Genomic DNA, 19,607 nt, shown 5'->3' with positions numbered 1-19,607 from the left:
AGCTTTGGAAAATGAAATATGAAGTAACTTTGTTACCTCAAGTATTATTTTATCAAGCATTTATTATTCCTATGAAAAAAAGTATTTTGTATCTCCTTATTTCAATTTGCCTTTTTGTTGCTTGTACGCCCAAACCCAAACCTTTTCCAAGTCAAGGATTGAATAACTTAGCTGATTCTATGGAATTTGTTTTACAAAAAAATCAATTTTATATAGAAGAACCAAAGTCGGGAGAATGGCTAGAAAGAAATAAAGAAAGAGGGCAAACTTTTACAGAATACTGGAATAAAAATACAAATATTTCGCCTATACGAGCAACAGAACAAAGAAGAAAAATCTATCTCCAACTCTATGGAAATTTTGATAAAACACAACTTCGTTTGATGGATTCAGTAGAACGTTTTTTATCTATTTTTTATGAGTTACCCATTGAAAGGTTAGCACAGAAAAAGCTTGATTCTACAAACTTAGATACTACAAATTGGAGAGTTCATAGTAGAAATGGTTTTCAAGTAAAGACAGTTTTCATTTTGGACTCTTTAGAAAAAAACTTACCTGAGGATGGTGTTTTACTAGTCAGTTTTACTACAAATGATTTGTATCCAAATAAAAAATGGAGTTTTGTTTTCGGACAAGCAAGACTATATAACAGAGTAGGAGTTTGGTCGATGGCTCGTTTTGGAGATGTAGAAGCAATGAAAGATGATATTGATATTTTTAATTTGGCTTTAAAACGAACATGCAAAACAGCAGTACATGAAATTGGTCATATTTTTTCACTTCAACATTGTGTTTTTTATCGTTGTGCACTGCAAGGCGCAAATAACCTGACAGAAATAGACGGACATCCTTCTTATTTTTGTCCAGTTTGTGATGCCAAAATTATCTCAAATCTTAACCTTCCTTTATCAAAACGATACGAAAATCTAGCTGCTTTTTGGAAAAACCAACAGCAGCTAGAAACAAGTAATTATTATAGAAAATCAGCTTTAATGATAAAGAGATTAGAAGAATAAATATATAAAGTAGAAACTCTAAATTTATTTTTATTCTATTTCCATTCTACTTCAAAACCACCTATATCCTCTATATAGATTGTACTAAAATTGGTATCTTTAGGTCTTTTAATAGTGATTTTGATGTCTTTTTTACTAGCAGCTTTTTCAGAGTCTTGTTCTATTGCAATACGCTTGTCTTGCTTATGAAAAACAACATAACGTTGTCCAGCTTTCAAATCAAACTTAAAAGAATTTGTTTTTTCTTCTACTTTCTTGATAGTTGGCTTTATCGTTTTTCCTTCCAAAATTTTGATTGCATTTGATGCTTTTGGAATTCCATATCCTATAAAATTATTACCAAAAGGATATAAAGAAGCTGATTTTTCTATGGTTTCAAAAATTTCTTTGTTGGTTGCCTTTGGATTTTTTTGCCATAAACAAGCTGCAAATCCTGTGATATTTGGTGCAGAAAAAGATGTTCCTGTGAGCGAATAACAAGCAACATTTGGCTTCAAAAACTCAACAAATTCTGCTCCTATACTACTATAACCCATTTTTAGACCTGCTGCATTTGTTGCTCCAATAGAAAGCGCAAATGGACTATCCCCTGGTGTAGATACGATTTTCCAAGTATCCCAACCTTCATTTCCTGCTGAGACGACAATCAAAATACCTTTTTCATTGAAAGCCATATTTACAGCCTTACTGACAACACTCGTTTTGCCATCCATTTGTTCTATGTCATAGTTATCTTTATCATCATCAAAGCCAACCGAATAACCTAGCGAAGTATTGATAAGTTTTACACCTGAGCTATCCATCCATTCCATAGCAGCCACCCAAAAATCTTCTTCTGAGCGTGTTTCAGTTACTCCGTGGTCAGTTCTTGCTAGATAAAATTGAGCTTCTGAAGCTGCTCCCACTTGTCTCAAATCATCTTTATCATCATTGTATCCTCCTATCATTTCCAAAACTGTTTTTCCATGTGCATCATCAGAAGTTTCTTTCTCTCTAAAAAGGTCTTTTTGTTTTGGATTCACAAAATCACGCATTCCCAAAACACGACTATTATCTAGGTGTTTCAAATAATTACTTTTATCACTTCCATAAAAACCTGCATCAATAACACCAATTACAACTCCCTTTCCTGTCAAATTTTCTTTTTGAAAAACAGAAAGTTCTAGCTGTTCCATAGCTTTTCCCATTTCTCTTTTTTGTTTGGTTGTGTAAGATAAAGGTTTCCATTTTGTAGTTAGAGCTTGCAGATGAGTCACAAAAGGAAGGTTTTGAACTCTTTTTGCTTCATCTTCATTTAGATAGATAGAAATTGCATTGAGCCATTTTGATTTTATGATTGATTTATCAGTTGCTGAGCTTTCTACTTTTTGTATAAATTTTTCAGAAACTGAAATATCACTATATTGCCTCACAGGAAGATTGTGCAGAATTCTATTTTCAATAGTTTTGGCAGAAATTGCAGTCGTATAATTGTAGTTGGTTGTGTCTTTTTCAGAAAAAAATACCCAGTATTTTATCTTATCAGAATTATTAGAAGAAAAATTTTGAGCAAAAACAGAACTGCTAGAGCTAATCTGCGTAAATACTAAGAAGATTAGTGCAGTTAAGAATGGATAGTTGTATATTTTCATAGAAAAAATTAGAAAGATAGATATTAGATAGTCAGAAACATGTAATTTGGCAGAAAATGGATGAATTAAAAAATAAACTTTTCAATTCATCCTAAAAATTAATTATTACTTCACAATTTGTTCCAAAATGCGTTTTAGGTCAGTTAATTCTTATCAGATTAGAGAAGAAAGTCATCAACATTTTTTATTGGAAGATAGAAACGATCCTGTTACAGGTGATAGCTTTTCAGAAGGAGATGAAGTGGTATTTTGTAGTGTCTGTAAATCTGCTTTTTTGAAAGACTCTTGGGCATATATGGGAAACAAACATTGTGACCAACGTTCAACATTACCTGTTTTTCCAAAACCCAAAAAATTAAAACTTCAAAAACCAATTGAATTACCTTTTGTTTGGGTAAGTTCTGACCAACGTAGTTCAGCATTTTTTATTGATATACTTGTTCTGATACTTTTTTGTATTTCTCTAGCTGCAATAGTTACAATAAGTTTTAAAGGTCAATCAATAAGTAACCCTTATCTTTATTTTTTACTTGGTTTTGTATTATTTACTTTTAGAGATAGTATTTTAATAAATACAAGTATTGGAAAAGCAGCTCAGGAAATATACTTTATAGATGTAACTACAAATCTCCCTGCCACAGTTGGGCAAACATTAGGTAGAAATTTACTTTATTGGGTAATGAATGGTATTTTTGCACTTGCATTTTTAATTGCAAGGGCTTTACACAATGAATTTGGCGAGTTTTCTGTATTCTTTATAGGATTAGCAGTTATTATTACCAATTTTTTTTATATCAAACAGAATATAGAAAAAAATTATTCGTGGTTTGATAAACTACTAGGAATACGATTAGTAAAGAAAAGATAAATAGGAAAAAGCAATTTCATTATTTTGAAATTGCTTTTTTTTTAGTAAAATTGAAATTAACTGGTAACTGAAAGATTAGTTATTAATTTTCAAAACAGCCATAAATGCTTCTTGAGGAACTTCTACTGAACCAATCTGACGCATACGTTTTTTACCTTTTTTCTGCTTGTCCAAAAGTTTTCTCTTACGAGAAATATCTCCACCGTAACATTTTGCAATTACATTTTTACGAAGTGCCGAAATGGTTTCTCTAGCAATTACTTTTGCTCCAATAGCTGCCTGAATAGCAATTTCAAACTGCTGACGAGGAAGCAATGTTTTTAAATTTTCACACAGACGTTTCCCCCATTCGTATGCCTTATCTCGGTGTACAATAGCAGAAAGTGCATCAACAGGTTCTCCATTGAGCATTACATCTAGCTTCACCATATTCGACTGACGAAGACCAATCAATTCATAATCAAAAGAAGCATAACCACGAGAAACTGTTTTTAATCTATCGTAAAAATCAAATACAATTTCAGCAAGTGGCATCTCAAAAGTCATCTCTACACGGTCAGGTGTCAAGTAGGATTGATTAATCAAAATTCCACGATTATCCATACAAATTTTGATAACCTGTCCGATATAATCCGATTTTGTGATAATGGAAGCTCTAATAAATGGCTCTTCTACTTTCTCCAAAAATCCTGGATCTGGCATTTCAGAAGGTGCACTGACATTGAAAACACCTTCTTTTTTAGTTGTAACTTGAAAACGAACAGAAGGAACAGTCATAATAACTGTCATATCGAACTCTCTTTCCAAACGCTCTTGTACAATTTCCATGTGAAGCATTCCTAAGAATCCACAACGGAAACCAAAACCTAAGGCAGCCGAAGTTTCAGGTTCCCAAATAAGAGCTGAATCATTGAGTTGAAGTTTTTCCATTGAAGCACGAAGCTCTTCAAACTCTGTTGTATCTACTGGGTAAATTCCTGCAAAAACCATTGGTTTTACGTTCTCAAAACCCTCAATCATTTTTTTACATGGCTTGGCAATATGTGTGATTGTATCTCCTACTTTTACCTCTTTGGCTTGTTTGATACCAGAAATAAGATAACCTACATTTCCAGCTTTTATTTCCTTTTGTGGCTTTTGCTCTAATCCTAAAATACCAATTTCATCAGCTTCATATTCTTTTCCTGTCGCCATAAATTTTACTTTATCGCCTTTTTTGATTGTGCCGTTCATCACTCTAAAAATTACCTCAATTCCTCTGTACGTATTGTATTCAGAATCAAAAATAAGTGCTTGAAGTTCTTCATCAGGATTTCCAACTGGCGCAGGAATGCGTTTTACAATCGCATCTAAAATGTCTGTAATTCCGATTCCTTCTTTTGCTGAAGCAGAAATAATATCCTCACGCTCACAGTCAATCAAATTCATTATTTCATCTGCCACAACTTCTGGCTGTGCGCTTGGCAAGTCAATTTTGTTCATGACAGGAATAATTGTCAAATCATTTCCCAAAGCCAAATAAAGATTTGAAATTGTCTGAGCCTCAATGCCTTGAGCTGCATCTACAATAAGCAAAGCACCTTCACAAGCAGCAATTGAACGAGAAACTTCATACGAAAAATCTACGTGACCAGGGGTGTCAATCAAGTTTAGAATATATTCTTCTTTTGTTTCAGGGTCTATATAATTCATCTGAATAGCATGGCTTTTTATCGTAATTCCACGCTCACGTTCCAAATCCATATCATCCAAAACTTGCGCCTGCATTTGGCGTTCGGTAATGGTGTTTGTGGTTTGGAGAAGACGATCGGCAAGCGTACTTTTTCCGTGGTCAATGTGTGCAATAATGCAAAAATTTCTGATGTTTTTCATACGTTGTTCTATATAGATTATTCCCTTTATATAATTACTGGGCTAGAAGTCTTTTATTATTTTATTTCTCTTTTTATAATTGTCTGAAAGTGTTTGACAATTATAACTACATTTTGAGCTTAAATTAATTAACAAAAATACAAAGAAAGATTGAGAATTGAAATAGCTTGATTAAGGGGAATGTTTTAGATGGGCTTTAAAATAGCCTGTTGTTTTGTGGTCATAACAAAAATAGTCATACCCGTAAATTATAGTTTCTTCTTTATTTGTCTTTACGCTGTCTATGGTGTAAAAGGTTGGAATAAAATCTAAATATTTACTTTGAAAAACGAATTTATTTCCATAATTCACAGCAATTAACTTATAAGGCTGATTACAATGACTACTTGCATAACAAGCAAAATCATAATATTCCACGATTGCATCTAATTGATTATCATTATTCAAATCAGCTAAATAAATCATTGTGGTATCTGTATCTATACAAATTGGATTTGCATCTTCATTTAAATCTAATGGAATATTGTGTTCAATATATCTTCCCTTTTTCTTAAAATAAGCATACAAATCATCAATTACCATTTGTTTGTAAACTGGTTTTGGAGAATTTATTTTCTGCTTTGCTGATTTTATAAAAATAGTTGTGTCAAGAAGTGGCAACGTATCTTTTTTTATTTCTGCTATTTCTTGAGAAATTTGATTGATAGAATCTTTTGAAAAATTTTGAGAAGAAACTTCTGTTTTTGGCTTTTGAGAACATGAAAAACAAATTATTATACATAGAAAGAGAATTACTTTTCTCATTTCAATAATTTTTTCACAGTTAATCTGTCTTAGGAATATCATAAATATAAACAAAACATATATTATTTCAAATTAGAAAATTAAGGTAAAATTTACTTTTTATTTGGCAAAACAATTGTAAAAGTAGTTCCTACATTTGGTATAGAATCAATTTCCATCATACCTTTGAGTTTCAAAATTGTTTCTTTAACAATATAAAGTCCTAATCCTGAACCCATTTTTTGGTCGTTGGCTCTATAAAACATATCAAAAATATGCCCTATATGTTTTTTGCTAATTCCTAAGCCATTGTCTTGGACAGTTATTTCAGCTTTTTCTTCATTTATGTGAATCGTTATTTTCACAAAATTATCTTCCTGATAGGGATTATGATAACGGATTGCATTGGAGATAAGATTATCAAAAATAGCTTTAATACGAATTTTATCATTCTTAAAAGTAGTTTCTTTTGTTTGTAGATTTATATCTAATTCTATTCTTACCTCCTTAAATTCATCTAAATAAGCTAAATCTTCTTTTATCTCTTCTATAATTTCTTCAAAATCAATTTCTTCACGCTCTACTCTTGTACGACTATTTCTTGAAATACTCAACACTTCCCGAATATAATTGTCTAGCCGTGTAATGCTTTTGGAAATTAGTTGAAGGTACATTTGAGTGTTAGCAACACTTGCAATATCTGTTTTGAGAAGGTTTAAAAGTCCCATTACAGAGGTCAGAGGCGCACGCAGGTCATGAGAAACACTATATACAAATTGGTCTAATTCATCATTAGTCTTCTTGAGTTGTTCATTTTTTTCTTTTAGTAAGTTTTCAACGTGCTGAGTCGTCAGTATTCCTCCAATGGTAATAGCGAGATTAAAAATAAAACTCTCTTCTGTAAGTGTCCAAATATGCTTTCCAGAACAGTCTTCTAGTCCTATAAAACCCCAAAATTCTTTTTCATTGATAAAAATAGGAACAATAAGTGTAGATTTTGCATGCTTGCTCCACAAAAAATATTCATCTAAAGGAGTAAGTTTGTCAGCTATATTTTTAATTCCTTTTCCTTCTTCTAGTTGATTTTTCCAACGCTCTAAACCTGTTATTCTATAGTTCACATTTTTCCATTCACTTTTATGAATCTGTTTATATTGAGGTTGGCTTGTCCACTCATGAATAATTTTACAACATTGTTCTTTATTATCATTTAAAAAATTTTGAAAAATAAACACTCTATCTGTCTTTGTCGCCTTTCCAATTGTCGAAACTGTAGTATCTAGTCCATCTTCAAAATTAGGGTTTGTAAAAAGTTGAAAGATACAAGAGTTGATTCCTCTGAGTAGATTATCATTATGAATAAGACGCTGTTCAGTTTGCTTGTGTTCCCAAATTTCTAAAAGCAGGGCAATGATATTTCCAATAGCTAACATGAATTGTTGTTCTCTAATCTGCCATTTACGTGGTTTTCCAGTATGGTTACCACACAGAATCGCTTTTAGCTCACCTTCTATATAAATAGGCATATCAATAATTGAGGTAATCGAATTAGGCTGAAAATAGACTTCTCTTAGTTCATTTAAGCGACCATCTTTATAAACATCATCTGAAACAATTAACTCGCCTTCTTTCATAGTTTGAAAATACATAGGCATTATTTCATTGTCCAAATTGTTATTCGAAGCTATCGTCTTGTCCTGTTGCGAATGAGCTACACATTTTATTTTATTTTGTTCCTTATCTACTAGCCACAGATTTATACTAGCTACTTTTAATATATTAATAGCAGTCTGAATTACTTCCTCTACAGCTTCCGAAAAGTCTTTTAGTTCAGCTTTTTGGCTACGAGTAAGTTTGGCTAATGCCTCAAAATAATCAATATGAATGGAAGAATCTGGCAAATCAATAAGATAATAGATATGAGTGAGTAAGTTAAGCTGTATTTAAATATACGTTTTTTTAGGAATTTTTAAAAACTTAGCTGTAAAAAACAGTTACAAAATTGAAAGGAAATACAAATTTATAATTTTTATCTAACTAATTCTTTATTAATTTACTTGAATAATTACGACCTTTGCCAAATCAGTTTGATTAAAACAAAAACATCAAACAAATATAAAAACAATAAGGAAACTTAATTATTTATTGCCACATGTCATTGGATTCCATTTTTGAAAATTTTAATACCCTTACAGCTCTCGTTATTGGAGATGTAATGATAGATTCCTATTTATGGGGAAAAGTAGAACGCATTTCGCCAGAAGCCCCTGTTCCTGTTGTTAGTTTGAAAGATAGAGAAAGTAGACTTGGAGGAGCTGCAAATGTAGCTTTGAATCTCAAATCTTTAGGAGCAAAAACGATTATGTGTTCAGTTGTGGGTAATGATAAAGAAAGCGAAAATCTCATTGAAATGTTTGAGCAGCAAAACATTGATGTTCGTGGCATTATTCACAGTCAAGACCGTCCTACTACTATTAAACATCGTATTTTGGCAGGTTCGCAGCATCTTCTTCGTATTGATTCAGAAACTACAAATCCTATTTCAGAAAATGAAAGCGAAGAGTTAATCAATAAAGTAAAAGAATTGGCTCTTGAAGCTGATGTTATCATTTTTGAAGATTATGATAAAGGTGTCCTGACTGAAAAAGTAATTTCAGAACTAATTGATTTTGCCAATCAAAAAGATATTCCTACTGTCATTGACCCTAAAAAACGTAACTTTTGGCACTATAAAAATGCTACACTTTTTAAGCCCAATTTGAAAGAACTTCAAGAAGGTTTAGGAAAGGACATTAATGTAAAAAACACCGATTTAAATAATTTAAGGAAAAGTGAGATAGCTCTTGCTGTTCAAGAACTTGCACAAAAAATGCAACTCAAATCGGTTTTGATTACACTTTCTGAATATGGTGTTTATATTGCCAACTCATCTGAAAATCATAAAATTGCTGCCCACAAACGAGAAATTTCTGATGTTTCGGGTGCTGGTGATACTGTGGTAAGCATTGCAGGACTTTGCATGGCTCTAAAACTACCTCTAAAAACAGTAGCCGAATTAGCTAATTTGGGTGGTGGATTGGTTTGTGAATCCTTAGGAGTTGTTCCAATAGATAAATCACTTTTCAAACAGGAGGCTAAGAAAAAAGTAACCTTTTAGTCTATTTATGTGTTGTTTTGGTATCTGAATATCAACTATTTTTTTTCATTTTTAATTCGTAATTATCTTATGAAACTTATTTTTTTATCTGTCTTATCAATTTTAATCTCAACTTTTTTATCTTGTAAATCTAGTAAAGACAAACAAGAAAATGAATCAATTCCCTTCGAAACAGTCTTAAAAACAATGACTTTTGGAAGCGAAACAGCAGGAACTAAAGTAGTTCAAGCACAAACTGATTTGAAAAGTTTTGAGGTAGCTAATGGCAATGATATGCCAAAAGAACTCTTAGAAGTAAATTTGAAAGAAAACACACTTCTAATGGTTATGTCTGGAATGAAAAACACAGGTGGTTTTGATATAGAAATCGAAAAAATCATCGAAGCAAATGACAAAATAACTGTTTTCTATAAAGAAATGAATCCAGCAAAAGATGCTATGCTTACAATGGCACTTACTTATCCTCTGCATGCCGTAACCATAAAAAAGACAGATAAAGAAATTGTCTTTGAGAAAATAGATTTGAAAGTAAATAATTTTAAAAAATAATTTGTGATAATTTACAACGTTTATTTGTATATCAATCATTTTACTTTTGCTCACATTATTCGCATTATGTAAAATTTCATATCTTTTCATTTCCTTATTTCATTTCCTTGGAAGTATAGTTTTTTAAAAATTATATTTTTAAGGAAATGTTTTTTTTTACAAAAAATTTAAACTTCTTTATTAAACATTATCACGGTTAATTTAGTAATGTTCATTTTTCCATAGCGACAGGTTTGCAAACCTGTCGCTATGGAAAAACAAGAGGGTTTTTCTTTTCTCTAACTAATTGATTATTAGACCTGTAAATAACCGTGATAACGTTTTTTATACTCATACGTTTTTGGTTTTCAAAAATCAAATTTATCAGTACACCTCAAAGGTGTCAGATAATTTGTTTTTTGAACTGTACTGACACTTATGAACGGCTTTAGCCCTCAACGAAGTTAAAGTGTCTGACAGTTTTATTTTTCCGAAAACCATTTTTGATTAAGTATATCAATCATTTGGTTCAATATGAATGAGTATATGTTCTAAATTTTCAATATTTTCTTTTAGATAATCTTTTAAATTATGAGCTAATGCATGTCCTTCTCGTACTGAAATGTTTCCATTTACTCTAGCATGCAAATCAATATGATACTTCATACCTGCTTTTCGCACAAAGCACTTTTCTGTTCCCTCTATTCCTTCTACTTGCATAGATTTTTCTCTAATTTCTAAGATTAAGTTATCATATACATGCTCGTCCATAATTTCACCAAGTGCAGGTCTAAAGATTAAATAGCTATTGTAGAGAATAAAACTAGAAGCCAGTAAAGCAGCCCAATCATCTGCTGTTTCGTATCCTTCTCCAAAAATAATTGCAATTGAAATTCCTATAAATGCCATTACGGAGGTAATAGCGTCGCTTCTATGATGCCAAGCATCTGCTTTTAGAGATGAACTATTTGTTTCTTTACTTTTCTTAATCACAATTTGAAAGGAAGCTTCTTTCCATAAAATAATTATTCCCAAAACGATTAAAGTCCAAGATTCAGGCGTTTTGTGTGGCGTTTGAATATTCTGAATGCTCTCATGAGCAATTATGGATGCTGAAATTATAAGAAATACAACCACAGCAAAAGTAATCAAAGGTTCTATTCTGCCATGACCATACGGATGATTTTTATCGGCTGGTTTTTGTGCATATTTAAGTCCAAATAAAACTAATAAAGAAGCAAAAATATCGGTTGTAGATTCAATAGCATCAGCAATTAGCGCATACGAATTTCCAAAAAAACCTGCTAGTCCTTTAATTAAAGCTAAACTAGTATTGCCAATAATACTAAAGTAAGTCGCTTTTATTGCAATCTGTTCATTGTTCATAGTTTTTGGGTTAAATAACTTGGGTTTGATGTTGTTTTTTGATTCATAGAGAAAACTTAATAAACCTTATCACGGTTTGTATTAAAGTAGTTCAGGACTTCCAGTCTGAACATCAAAAACAGCATTTTATCAAATTCAACAGTCTAGAAGACTGTTATACAAAAATAACCGTAATGACCTTTAATCTTATAAATATTATTTTGTAGCGTAACTTTTAAGATGTGAAACTGTCCCCTAGGCTTTAGTCTTTGAGTAATTAAAATACTTTTCATTCCAAACACTAAATTTTATAGTACATTTTTACTCACTCTGAAGAGTAAGCTACAAAAAAACCTACTAAATTTCCAAAAAAGAAATTTAGTAGGTTTTCATAAAAAAATATATCTTGCCGTTGTTGGTGTCCCACCAACGACACAAATTATTCTACTTCACTTCTGCCAATTCTCGTTCTTCATATTCTTCAACAGGAATACAACTACAAACTAGATTTCTATCACCATACGCATCATCTATGCGACTAACCGAAACCCAAAACTTGCGTTCTTTTACCCATTCTAATGGATAAACTGCTTTCTGACGAGAATAAGGGAAATTCCACTCATTCGCCAAAAGTCTTCCTGCTGTGTGAGGAGCATTTTTCAAGACATTATCAGTTGCATCAGAATCTCTATCTTCAATTTCTTGAATTTCTTTGCGAATCTGAATCATAGCTTGTGCAAAACGGTCTAGTTCTTCTTTTGTTTCGCTTTCTGTTGGCTCAATCATAAGCGTTCCAGCAACTGGGAAAGAAACCGTCGGAGCGTGAAAACCATAATCCATTAAGCGTTTAGCAATATCGACAACTTCAATTCCGACTGTTTTTTTGAATTCTCTACAATCCAAAATAAACTCGTGAGCGCAACGACCATTTTTACCTACATACAAAATTGGATAGTGTTCTTCCAATAAAGATTTGACATAATTGGCATTCAAAATAGCTCTTTCTGTTGCTCTTTTGAGTCCGTCGCCTCCCATCATTGCGATATACGCATACGAAATAAGCAAGATAGAAGCACTTCCATAAGGAGCTGCCGAAATAGGGTGACTTGCACCATTTTCTCCAATTTTTCCACGAATCTCAACTACTGGGTGAGAAGGTAAATAAGGAGCTAAATCTTTTACTACACCGATTGGTCCCATTCCAGGACCTCCACCACCGTGAGGAATACAAAACGTTTTGTGTAAGTTTAAGTGACAAACATCTGCGCCGATATTAGCAGGAGAAGTCAAACCAACTTGTGCGTTCATGTTTGCGCCATCCATATAAACACGACCACCATTTTGATGGATAATATCACAAATTTCTATGATAGACTCTTCAAAAACTCCGTGTGTCGAAGGATAGGTTACCATCAAACACGATAAATTTTCTTTATTTTTTTCTACTTTGTCTTTTAAGTCAGTTACATCAATATTTCCATTCTCATCACATTTTGTAATGACAACTTTCATTCCTGCCAAAACTGCACTCGCTGGGTTTGTTCCGTGAGCCGAAGAAGGAATAATAGCAACATTTCTATGTGTATCTCCTTTTGCTACGTGATAGCCACGAATTGCCATAAGACCTGCATATTCGCCTTGCGCTCCTGAGTTAGGTTGTAAAGAAACATCATCAAAACCTGTAATCTCACATAACCAAGTGCGTAAATTATCAGTAAGTTCTTTATATCCTTCTGCTTGATTGAGAGGCGCAAAAGGATGAATTTGTCCAAACTCTGACCACGTAACAGGAATCATTTCTGTTGTTGCATTGAGTTTCATAGTACAAGAACCCAAAGAAATCATAGAATGAACAAGCGATAAATCTTTGTTTTCCAAACGCTTCATGTAACGCAACATTTCGTGTTCGGTGTGATATAAAGAAAAAACAGGATGTGTCATAAAATCAGATTTTCTGACTACAGCATCTTCCCAGTCTAGTTCTAAGTTTTGAGCAAATTCTTTTATTTCTTCTTTGAAAGAATCTTTGTGAGCAGCTTTAGCAAAAATAGCTGACAAGGTTTCAAGGTCTTCATATTCTGAACGCTCGCCAAACGAAATTCCTATATTTCCATTTTCAAAATAACGGAGATTTATTTCATTTTTCTCTGCTAATTCTTTAATAATACGTGCTTGTTCACTTGTGGTATTGATTTTAAGTGTATCAAAATATTGATTATAAACCACTTCATACCCCAATTTCTCAACAACTTTATGGGTAATTTTAGCAAAACCGTGAATTCTGTGAGCAATATTCTTTAATCCTTCTGCGCCATGATAAACGCCATACATACTTGCCATTACAGAAAGTAAAACTTGTGCTGTACATATATTTGAAGTTGCTTTTTCTCTTTTGATATGTTGCTCACGAGTTTGAAGAGCCATTCTGTAAGCAGGGTTTCCCTCAGCATCTTTCGAAAGACCAATTACACGACCTGGAATAAAACGTTTGTCTTTATCATTAATCGCAAAAAATGCAGCGTGAGGGCCACCATAACCCATCGGAACACCCAAACGTTGGGCTGAACCAAAGACTACATCTGCACCCATTTCCCCTGGAGGAGTAAGCATTGTAAGAGCCAAAAGGTCAGAAGCAACAGCCACCGAAACTTCATTTTCTTTTGCCGAAGCAATAAATGAATTTATATTTTTGATATGTCCCTCTGTATTTGGATATTGAATCAAGAGTCCAAATAAATTCTCATCAGTAACATCTAGTTTTGTAATATCTCCAATTTCTAATTCAATACCTAAAGGCTCAGCACGTCCTACTAAAAGAGAAAGTGTTTGAGGATGGCATTTGTCAGAAACAAAAAACTTCATTGCTTTTTTCTTAGATTTTGCTTTTGTAGCATCCAAAAGGCGCATTGCTTCTGCTGCTGCTGTTGCTTCATCTAAAAGAGAAGCATTTGCAATTTCCATTCCTGTAAGGTCAATGACCATCGTTTGGAAATTGATAAGAGCTTCTAAACGTCCTTGTGCAATTTCGGCTTGATAAGGTGTATAAGCTGTGTACCAAGCTGGATTTTCTAAGATATTTCTTAGAATTACATTTGGCACAAGCGTTTCATAATATCCCATTCCTATAAAAGAACGAAATACTTTATTTTTTGAAGCAATTTTTTGAAGGCTATGAATAAAATCACTTTCTGTAAGTGCAGAAGGTAGATTTAAAGTTTTTTTAAGACGAATATCAGCAGGAACAGTTTCTGAAATAAGCTGTTCGATAGAAGAAGCGTTTACTTTTTTGAGCATTTCAGTAACAGAATCATCAAGATTTCCGTTGTGGCGACTCTCAAAGGTGGTTTGGTTGAAGATATTGATTTTCATTGGTATACTAAAGGTAAGCTAGATGAAAAGACTTAATATGAAAAGACCTAATATAAAAATGCAGTAGTTTTTGATAAACTTTCTAATGAATTGAGATAGACTATAGAGTAAATTCCGAACTCATTTTTGATAGTGTAAAGTTACAAAATATATCATTCTGATATGCTACTACAAATATCCTTAGACTTATGTTTGAATCAAAATTAGAGTGAAAATAAAAAAGAAAGACTGTTTGCTATAATTTATCTATTTGAGCTTTTTTTACTTAAATAGTTAATTTAGACAACTTCATTAAAAAAAAAATAAAAATTTTAGTTTTAAAAAAATGTATAACTATTTTGTTTTGAAAGCGTTTATGAGATGTCTCAGAATTAAGCCAAATCTGAACAATATGTTTTTATTGATTTTACTTAGAATTATAAGAAAAAACTAATACTTAAAGTAATACTGTTTTTGAAATACAAAAAGATGGAATTATAACTATTTTGAGTATTTTTTTTTAGTTATCATTAGAGCCTGTTCGAGTTTAGATACATAAAAAAGAACATCAGATTTTTTTATTAGTTAAGTTATTGATTTTCAGTTACTAATTAAAATATCAATGACTATGTTTACTAATGAATATTTATCTGATGCTCTTTGGCAATATATGAAAAAATTTATACCTTTTTCGTACTTGGAAAGAAAACGCAAACACAGTTTGTATAATATCTTTTCAGGACTATTTTACATCACTCGTTCTGGCAGTAGTTGGCGTTTACTTCCCAGTAGTTATGGTATTCCTTGGAGTAGTTTGTATGACTACTTTAGCAAATGGCAGAAGATGGGTTGGTACAAAAAACTTTTGGACAAGTTGGTCACAAGAGAACGGTTGGCTCAAGGTAGAAATGCTAAACCCTCTTTGGGTTCTATAGACTCTCAAAGTGTACAAAGTGTATATGGAGGGGAAGCTATAGGTGTAGATGGTTACAAGCTCAAAAAAGGACGTAAACGGCATATACTGGTAGATACGCAAGGAAATTTACTAGAATTAGAGATTAGTCCAGCCAATGAAGCTGACGTGAATCAACTTGCTTATCTAGCTTATTTAGCTCAATTTAGAGGAAGAAAATTCTTTAAAATTCTTGCTGATGCAGGCTATAGAAGTGCTAGTTTGGCTGCTGAAATATTTAGTCAAACAGGAGTACAAATTGAGATTGTCAATAGTCCAAGAAGAGAAAAAAAAGAGGATAAAGCATTTGTACCTCAACCCAAAAGGTGGGTAGTAGAAAGAACTTTTGCTTGGCTTAATCAAAACAGAAGACTAAAAGTAGATTATGAGAAAACTGTAGATTCTGCTAAAGCATTTGTGTATTTAGCTATGATTTTAAACCTCATAAATAAAGGGGCTAGAAGAAAGAAAAAATAAAAACTCGAACAGGCTCTTATTTTTAGCACCTAAGACAGCTCTATTTTTTTTAGAGGTAATTCTTTGATGAGCAAATAGTTAAGGTTTAAAGAAAGTTTAGATATATATTTTTTATTCTCTATTTTTTTAAAGATTTTTGTATCAGAATACATATTTGATAGATATTTTGAGTCATTCCTTTATTTTAAAAAAATGACTTTGATGTCTGTATCCTAATACAGAATATAAGGTATTAACAACTATTTTTTTACGGACAAAAACATACAAGAGTAGTGTAAAACGAAAAGCGTTTTAAGATTTTTTTAAATTTGGTCTTGCGTTTGCTTATACTTTAGATAAATTAGCTTCTAATTTGATTTTTTGAAAGAAAATTATTGAAGGTAGAAATTCGAAAATACAACGTAATTATATAGATGTTTTTGTTGTCTCAACAAAGTATCAACATGATTATTAATACTTTTTTCTACTTTTACAATTAGTCAAATCAGACATATTTATTTAACTGGTAATTTTTTAATTTACGCATACCTCTTTTATATGAATTAAACTCTACTCCTCCCTTTTAAAGCAGCTCTTAACTCATTTGATGAGAGATTCTTTAAGAAATTTACGAGATTTATTTGAATGCGAAATAACCAACATAAGATGAAAATAGGAATTGTAGTCAATTCTTCTTGGAACATTTATAACTTTAGAGCAGGTTTGATAAAAGCCTTTTTGCAAAACCATGAAGTAATTGCCATCGCTCCAGACGATGGATATAGAAAACCATTGGAAGAAATGGGGTGTAAGTTTGAGCCTGTGCCTATGGAATGTAAAGGCACAAATCCAATTAATGATGCTTTGCTTGTCAAAAGATTGGTAACTGCTTACAAAAAACACAAACTTGATGTAGTTTTGCATTATACCATAAAACCAAATATTTATGGTACAATGGCAGCTGAGATTTTAAAAATCCCCTCTATCAATAATGTAACAGGATTAGGAACTGTATTTTTAAGAGAAGGTATTTCTTCTAAAATTGCTCAATATCTGTATCGTTTTACATTTCGCTTTCCTAAAATTGTATTTTTTCAGAATAAAGATGATAGAGAGCTTTTTGTTAGTAAGAATCTCATTAATGAATCTATTGCCCGTCTTTTACCTGGGTCAGGTATAGATACTACGCATTTTGTGCCTAATACACCTACCTTATCTATTCCAAAAGAAAAAAATACAAAAGAATTTACCTTTCTTTTAATTGCTAGAGTATTATATGACAAAGGAATTGCAGAGTATGCAGATGCTATCAAACTTATGAGAAGTAAGGGAATTAATGCTCGTTTTCAACTTTTAGGTAAGATAGACGAAACAAAAGGATTAGGTGTTCCTGAAAAGCAAATCAAAGAATGGGAAAAAGAAGGGATTCTGAAGTATCTTGGTACTACTGGAGATGTACGTCCTCTTATCTCAAATGCTGATTGTATCGTTTTGCCTTCCTATAGAGAAGGAACTCCACGTACGCTTTTAGAAGCTGCTTGCCTTGGTAAACCAATAATTACAACTGATGTTCCAGGGTGCAGAGAAACAGTTATTCATAATTTTAATGGTTATTTATGTGAAGTAAAAAATGCGTATGACTTAGCTGACAAAATGCAAAGAATGATTTGTCTGGAAAAAGGAAAACTAGAAGAAATGGGAGTAAATAGTCGTTGGCTTGCCGAAACCAAATTTGATCAACAGATTATTATCAAGAAATATACAGAAGTAATCGATAAAGTAAGAGTAGAAGAATCTGTGAGAGATATTCATGCAAAAAACCGTTTTAGAAAAATGCGTTCTAAAGTAGAAGCTAGGCAGCTACAAGAGCAAAGAAATAAAATAAAAGCAGTTTCTATGCAACAAAATAACTCAAACTCAAGAACTAAAAGAGCTGTCTTGATAGAATCATAATTTAAGCATTACAAACAGAAGGAAAAATAGAATATTTAACTTTACAAGTTGGACAGATTGTATCTCCAAATAAAAAAGTTATAATCTCTTTTAAAGAATCTATTTCCAGTAAATCTATATAAGCAATCATCCACTCTTGATAATTATCAGACTGAATGGTTGCTTTTTTTCGGTCTATACTTTTGGGAATAATTTCAAAAGGAGTTTGAATTTTATTAAAAACAGGATCTTCTATATATCCATTTAATCTGTTTTCTTCATTCCAAAGATAAAGTTCAGAGTTACAATTTGGACAAATACTCATGTATTCATCATTACCATTAAACAAGATAAACATTTTTGCTATAAGAGAATTCCCCTTATATAAAGCTATTACTGCCAAAAAATAGCGTTTTTCATCTTCTGATAGATTTTTAGCCTCATTAATAAGTTTAGGTAGCAAATTTTTAAATTCCTTATAACTCTTTTGAAAAGAGATATATAAAACTTCTTTCGTTTGATTATCTAATTTATATGAATTATCTTCTATTATATTGTTGAGAGATACTTCATTCTCATCCAACTCTGCAATTATGACTCCTAATGAAATATAGCCATCCAAACGTATGGATTTGTTTTCTTCTTTCGTAATTATTTTAAAGAGATAAGGAAAAGAAGCAATAGTAGATTGATATAGCGTATTTTGATGATAAATATATTCCCAAAATATTTCATTTGATAATTCTTCAGTATAATTACTATCTAATTTTTTCAAAAGTGCTGGTAATTCTGACGAATCTCCATAAGGGCTGCTAAAACTCTTCCAATATTTTTCTTCTAACGGTATCATAAAGAATTTCTATAAAATTAAAGGGAACAAACATTTCTTGTCTATTCCCTTTATTATTTTGGTCTTTTTTTTTAATTATTGTGCTGTCCAACCTCCATCAATAGGAATTGCTGTTCCTGTAAATGTACTTGCTTCTTTTGAAGCTAAAAATAAAGCCATTCCTGCAAGAGCATCAATTGACACAAAATCTTTAACAGCTTGTTTTTTGAGCATTACTTTTTCTACTACTTCATCTTCGCTCATTCCATGTGTTTTGGCTTGGTCTGCAATCTGTTTTTCTACTAAAGGTGTTTTGACATACCCAGGGCAGATAGCATTTGCAGTAATATTATATGGCGCACCTTCCAAACCTAATACTTTTGTAAGTCCGACAATACCGTGTTTGGCAGCTACATAAGCTGATTTGAATTCAGATGCACGAAGCCCATGTGCAGAAGCAATATTGATAATTCTACCAAATTTTTGTTTTTTCATGTCTGCCCAAACAGCTTGTGAAGTATGAAAAGCAGAACTTAAATTGATACCAATAATAGCATTCCATTTTGCAGCAGGAAATTCATCAATAGGCGCAACATATTGAATACCTGCATTATTTATCAAAACATCGATAGTTCCAAATTTTTGTTTCGCTTCATCTATCATTTGTTTGATTTGCTCTGGGTCAAGCATGTTTGCATTAGAAAACATAGTTTGTACACCATGCTCTTTTGCTACATTAGCTGCTATTTCTGCACCGTTATCTTCCAAACCATTAAAAACTACATTATATCCTGCTTTTGCAAAATGTTCTGCAATTCCTAAACCGATTCCACTTGTGCTTCCTGTAATGAGTACTGTTGCCATAAAAAA

14 protein-coding genes are annotated in these 19,607 nt (G+C 32.0%); 6 read left to right on the top strand and 8 right to left on the bottom strand.

All coding sequences use genetic code 11. From position 1 onward, the window contains the following. Nucleotides 1–11: 11 nt before the first annotated feature. Nucleotides 12–1,016, top strand: coding sequence for an archaemetzincin (locus V9L05_RS22620; protein ID WP_338815796.1), 1,005 nt, complete (start codon nucleotides 12–14; stop codon nucleotides 1,014–1,016). A 35-nt stretch (nucleotides 1,017–1,051) separates the two neighbouring features. On the opposite strand, the gene V9L05_RS22615 is transcribed toward V9L05_RS22620, so the two are convergent. Further along, nucleotides 1,052–2,647: a S8 family serine peptidase gene (locus tag V9L05_RS22615; RefSeq protein ID WP_338815795.1), complete on the bottom strand. Its 1,596-nt coding sequence runs from the start codon at nucleotides 2,645–2,647 to the stop codon at nucleotides 1,052–1,054. A gap of 127 nt (nucleotides 2,648–2,774) precedes the next feature. On the opposite strand from V9L05_RS22615, the gene V9L05_RS22610 reads away from it, so the two are divergent. After that, complete coding sequence (locus tag V9L05_RS22610; RefSeq protein WP_338815793.1) at nucleotides 2,775–3,515, top strand: hypothetical protein; 741 nt, start codon at nucleotides 2,775–2,777, stop codon at nucleotides 3,513–3,515. Nucleotides 3,516–3,590: 75 nt separating this feature from the next. Here V9L05_RS22610 and lepA read toward each other — a convergent pair whose 3' ends face one another. The 3 genes from lepA to V9L05_RS22595 form a co-directional block, all read right to left on the bottom strand. After that, nucleotides 3,591–5,387, bottom strand: coding sequence for a translation elongation factor 4 (lepA, locus tag V9L05_RS22605; protein WP_338815792.1), 1,797 nt, complete (start codon nucleotides 5,385–5,387; stop codon nucleotides 3,591–3,593). Nucleotides 5,388–5,558: 171 nt separating this feature from the next. Further along, nucleotides 5,559–6,191, bottom strand: coding sequence for a hypothetical protein (locus V9L05_RS22600; RefSeq protein ID WP_338815791.1), 633 nt, complete (start codon nucleotides 6,189–6,191; stop codon nucleotides 5,559–5,561). A gap of 92 nt (nucleotides 6,192–6,283) precedes the next feature. Continuing rightward, nucleotides 6,284–8,071, bottom strand: coding sequence for an ATP-binding protein (locus V9L05_RS22595; RefSeq protein ID WP_338815790.1), 1,788 nt, complete (start codon nucleotides 8,069–8,071; stop codon nucleotides 6,284–6,286). A 251-nt stretch (nucleotides 8,072–8,322) separates the two neighbouring features. Here V9L05_RS22595 and V9L05_RS22590 point away from each other — a divergent pair, with 251 nt between their 5' ends. Together V9L05_RS22590 and V9L05_RS22585 are read left to right on the top strand one after the other, a co-directional pair. After that, complete coding sequence (locus V9L05_RS22590) at nucleotides 8,323–9,327, top strand: bifunctional ADP-heptose synthase (RefSeq protein ID WP_338815789.1); 1,005 nt, start codon at nucleotides 8,323–8,325, stop codon at nucleotides 9,325–9,327. A gap of 69 nt (nucleotides 9,328–9,396) precedes the next feature. After that, nucleotides 9,397–9,876: a protease complex subunit PrcB family protein gene (locus V9L05_RS22585; RefSeq protein ID WP_338815788.1), complete on the top strand. Its 480-nt coding sequence runs from the start codon at nucleotides 9,397–9,399 to the stop codon at nucleotides 9,874–9,876. A 495-nt stretch (nucleotides 9,877–10,371) separates the two neighbouring features. Here the strand turns inward: V9L05_RS22585 and V9L05_RS22580 are convergent, their stop codons facing one another. Next, nucleotides 10,372–11,241, bottom strand: a complete 870-nt coding sequence (locus V9L05_RS22580; protein WP_338815787.1) for a cation diffusion facilitator family transporter — start codon at nucleotides 11,239–11,241, stop codon at nucleotides 10,372–10,374. 423 nt (nucleotides 11,242–11,664) lie between these two features. Next, entirely contained in the window at nucleotides 11,665–14,589 is a 2,925-nt protein-coding gene (gene gcvP, locus V9L05_RS22575; protein WP_338815786.1) for an aminomethyl-transferring glycine dehydrogenase, read from the bottom strand. A gap of 607 nt (nucleotides 14,590–15,196) precedes the next feature. Here gcvP and V9L05_RS22570 point away from each other — a divergent pair. Both V9L05_RS22570 and V9L05_RS22565 read left to right on the top strand, forming a co-directional pair. Beyond that, nucleotides 15,197–15,997: an IS5 family transposase gene (locus V9L05_RS22570; RefSeq protein ID WP_338811837.1), complete on the top strand. Its 801-nt coding sequence runs from the start codon at nucleotides 15,197–15,199 to the stop codon at nucleotides 15,995–15,997. Nucleotides 15,998–16,642: 645 nt separating this feature from the next. Further along, nucleotides 16,643–17,929, top strand: coding sequence for a glycosyltransferase family 4 protein (locus V9L05_RS22565; protein WP_338815785.1), 1,287 nt, complete (start codon nucleotides 16,643–16,645; stop codon nucleotides 17,927–17,929). A gap of 1 nt (nucleotide 17,930) precedes the next feature. Here V9L05_RS22565 and V9L05_RS22560 read toward each other — a convergent pair whose 3' ends face one another. Both V9L05_RS22560 and V9L05_RS22555 read right to left on the bottom strand, forming a co-directional pair. Beyond that, entirely contained in the window at nucleotides 17,931–18,758 is an 828-nt protein-coding gene (locus tag V9L05_RS22560; protein ID WP_338790921.1) for a hypothetical protein, read from the bottom strand. A gap of 75 nt (nucleotides 18,759–18,833) precedes the next feature. Then, nucleotides 18,834–19,601, bottom strand: a complete 768-nt coding sequence (locus tag V9L05_RS22555; RefSeq protein WP_338815784.1) for a 3-hydroxybutyrate dehydrogenase — start codon at nucleotides 19,599–19,601, stop codon at nucleotides 18,834–18,836. Between the last annotated feature and the right edge of the window lie 6 nt (nucleotides 19,602–19,607).

It is taken from the genome of Bernardetia sp. Wsw4-3y2, assembly GCF_037126295.1.
Taxonomy (GTDB): domain Bacteria; phylum Bacteroidota; class Bacteroidia; order Cytophagales; family Bernardetiaceae; genus Bernardetia.
The sequence above is the reverse complement of the archived record's forward strand: the minus strand, read 5'-3'. Positions and strand labels throughout refer to the sequence as shown.

Coding starts and splice junctions, on each gene's coding strand:
- V9L05_RS22620 (WP_338815796.1), top strand. CDS start 12: ATGAAATATGAAGTAACTTTGTTACCTCAAGTATTATTTTATCAAGCA.
- gcvP (WP_338815786.1), bottom strand. CDS start 14,589: ATGAAAATCAATATCTTCAACCAAACCACCTTTGAGAGTCGCCACAAC.
- V9L05_RS22580 (WP_338815787.1), bottom strand. CDS start 11,241: ATGAACAATGAACAGATTGCAATAAAAGCGACTTACTTTAGTATTATT.
- V9L05_RS22590 (WP_338815789.1), top strand. CDS start 8,323: ATGTCATTGGATTCCATTTTTGAAAATTTTAATACCCTTACAGCTCTC.
- V9L05_RS22600 (WP_338815791.1), bottom strand. CDS start 6,191: ATGAGAAAAGTAATTCTCTTTCTATGTATAATAATTTGTTTTTCATGT.
- lepA (WP_338815792.1), bottom strand. CDS start 5,387: ATGAAAAACATCAGAAATTTTTGCATTATTGCACACATTGACCACGGA.
- V9L05_RS22585 (WP_338815788.1), top strand. CDS start 9,397: ATGAAACTTATTTTTTTATCTGTCTTATCAATTTTAATCTCAACTTTT.
- V9L05_RS22560 (WP_338790921.1), bottom strand. CDS start 18,758: ATGATACCGTTAGAAGAAAAATATTGGAAGAGTTTTAGCAGCCCTTAT.
- V9L05_RS22570 (WP_338811837.1), top strand. CDS start 15,197: ATGTTTACTAATGAATATTTATCTGATGCTCTTTGGCAATATATGAAA.
- V9L05_RS22555 (WP_338815784.1), bottom strand. CDS start 19,601: ATGGCAACAGTACTCATTACAGGAAGCACAAGTGGAATCGGTTTAGGA.
- V9L05_RS22610 (WP_338815793.1), top strand. CDS start 2,775: ATGCGTTTTAGGTCAGTTAATTCTTATCAGATTAGAGAAGAAAGTCAT.
- V9L05_RS22615 (WP_338815795.1), bottom strand. CDS start 2,647: ATGAAAATATACAACTATCCATTCTTAACTGCACTAATCTTCTTAGTA.
- V9L05_RS22565 (WP_338815785.1), top strand. CDS start 16,643: ATGAAAATAGGAATTGTAGTCAATTCTTCTTGGAACATTTATAACTTT.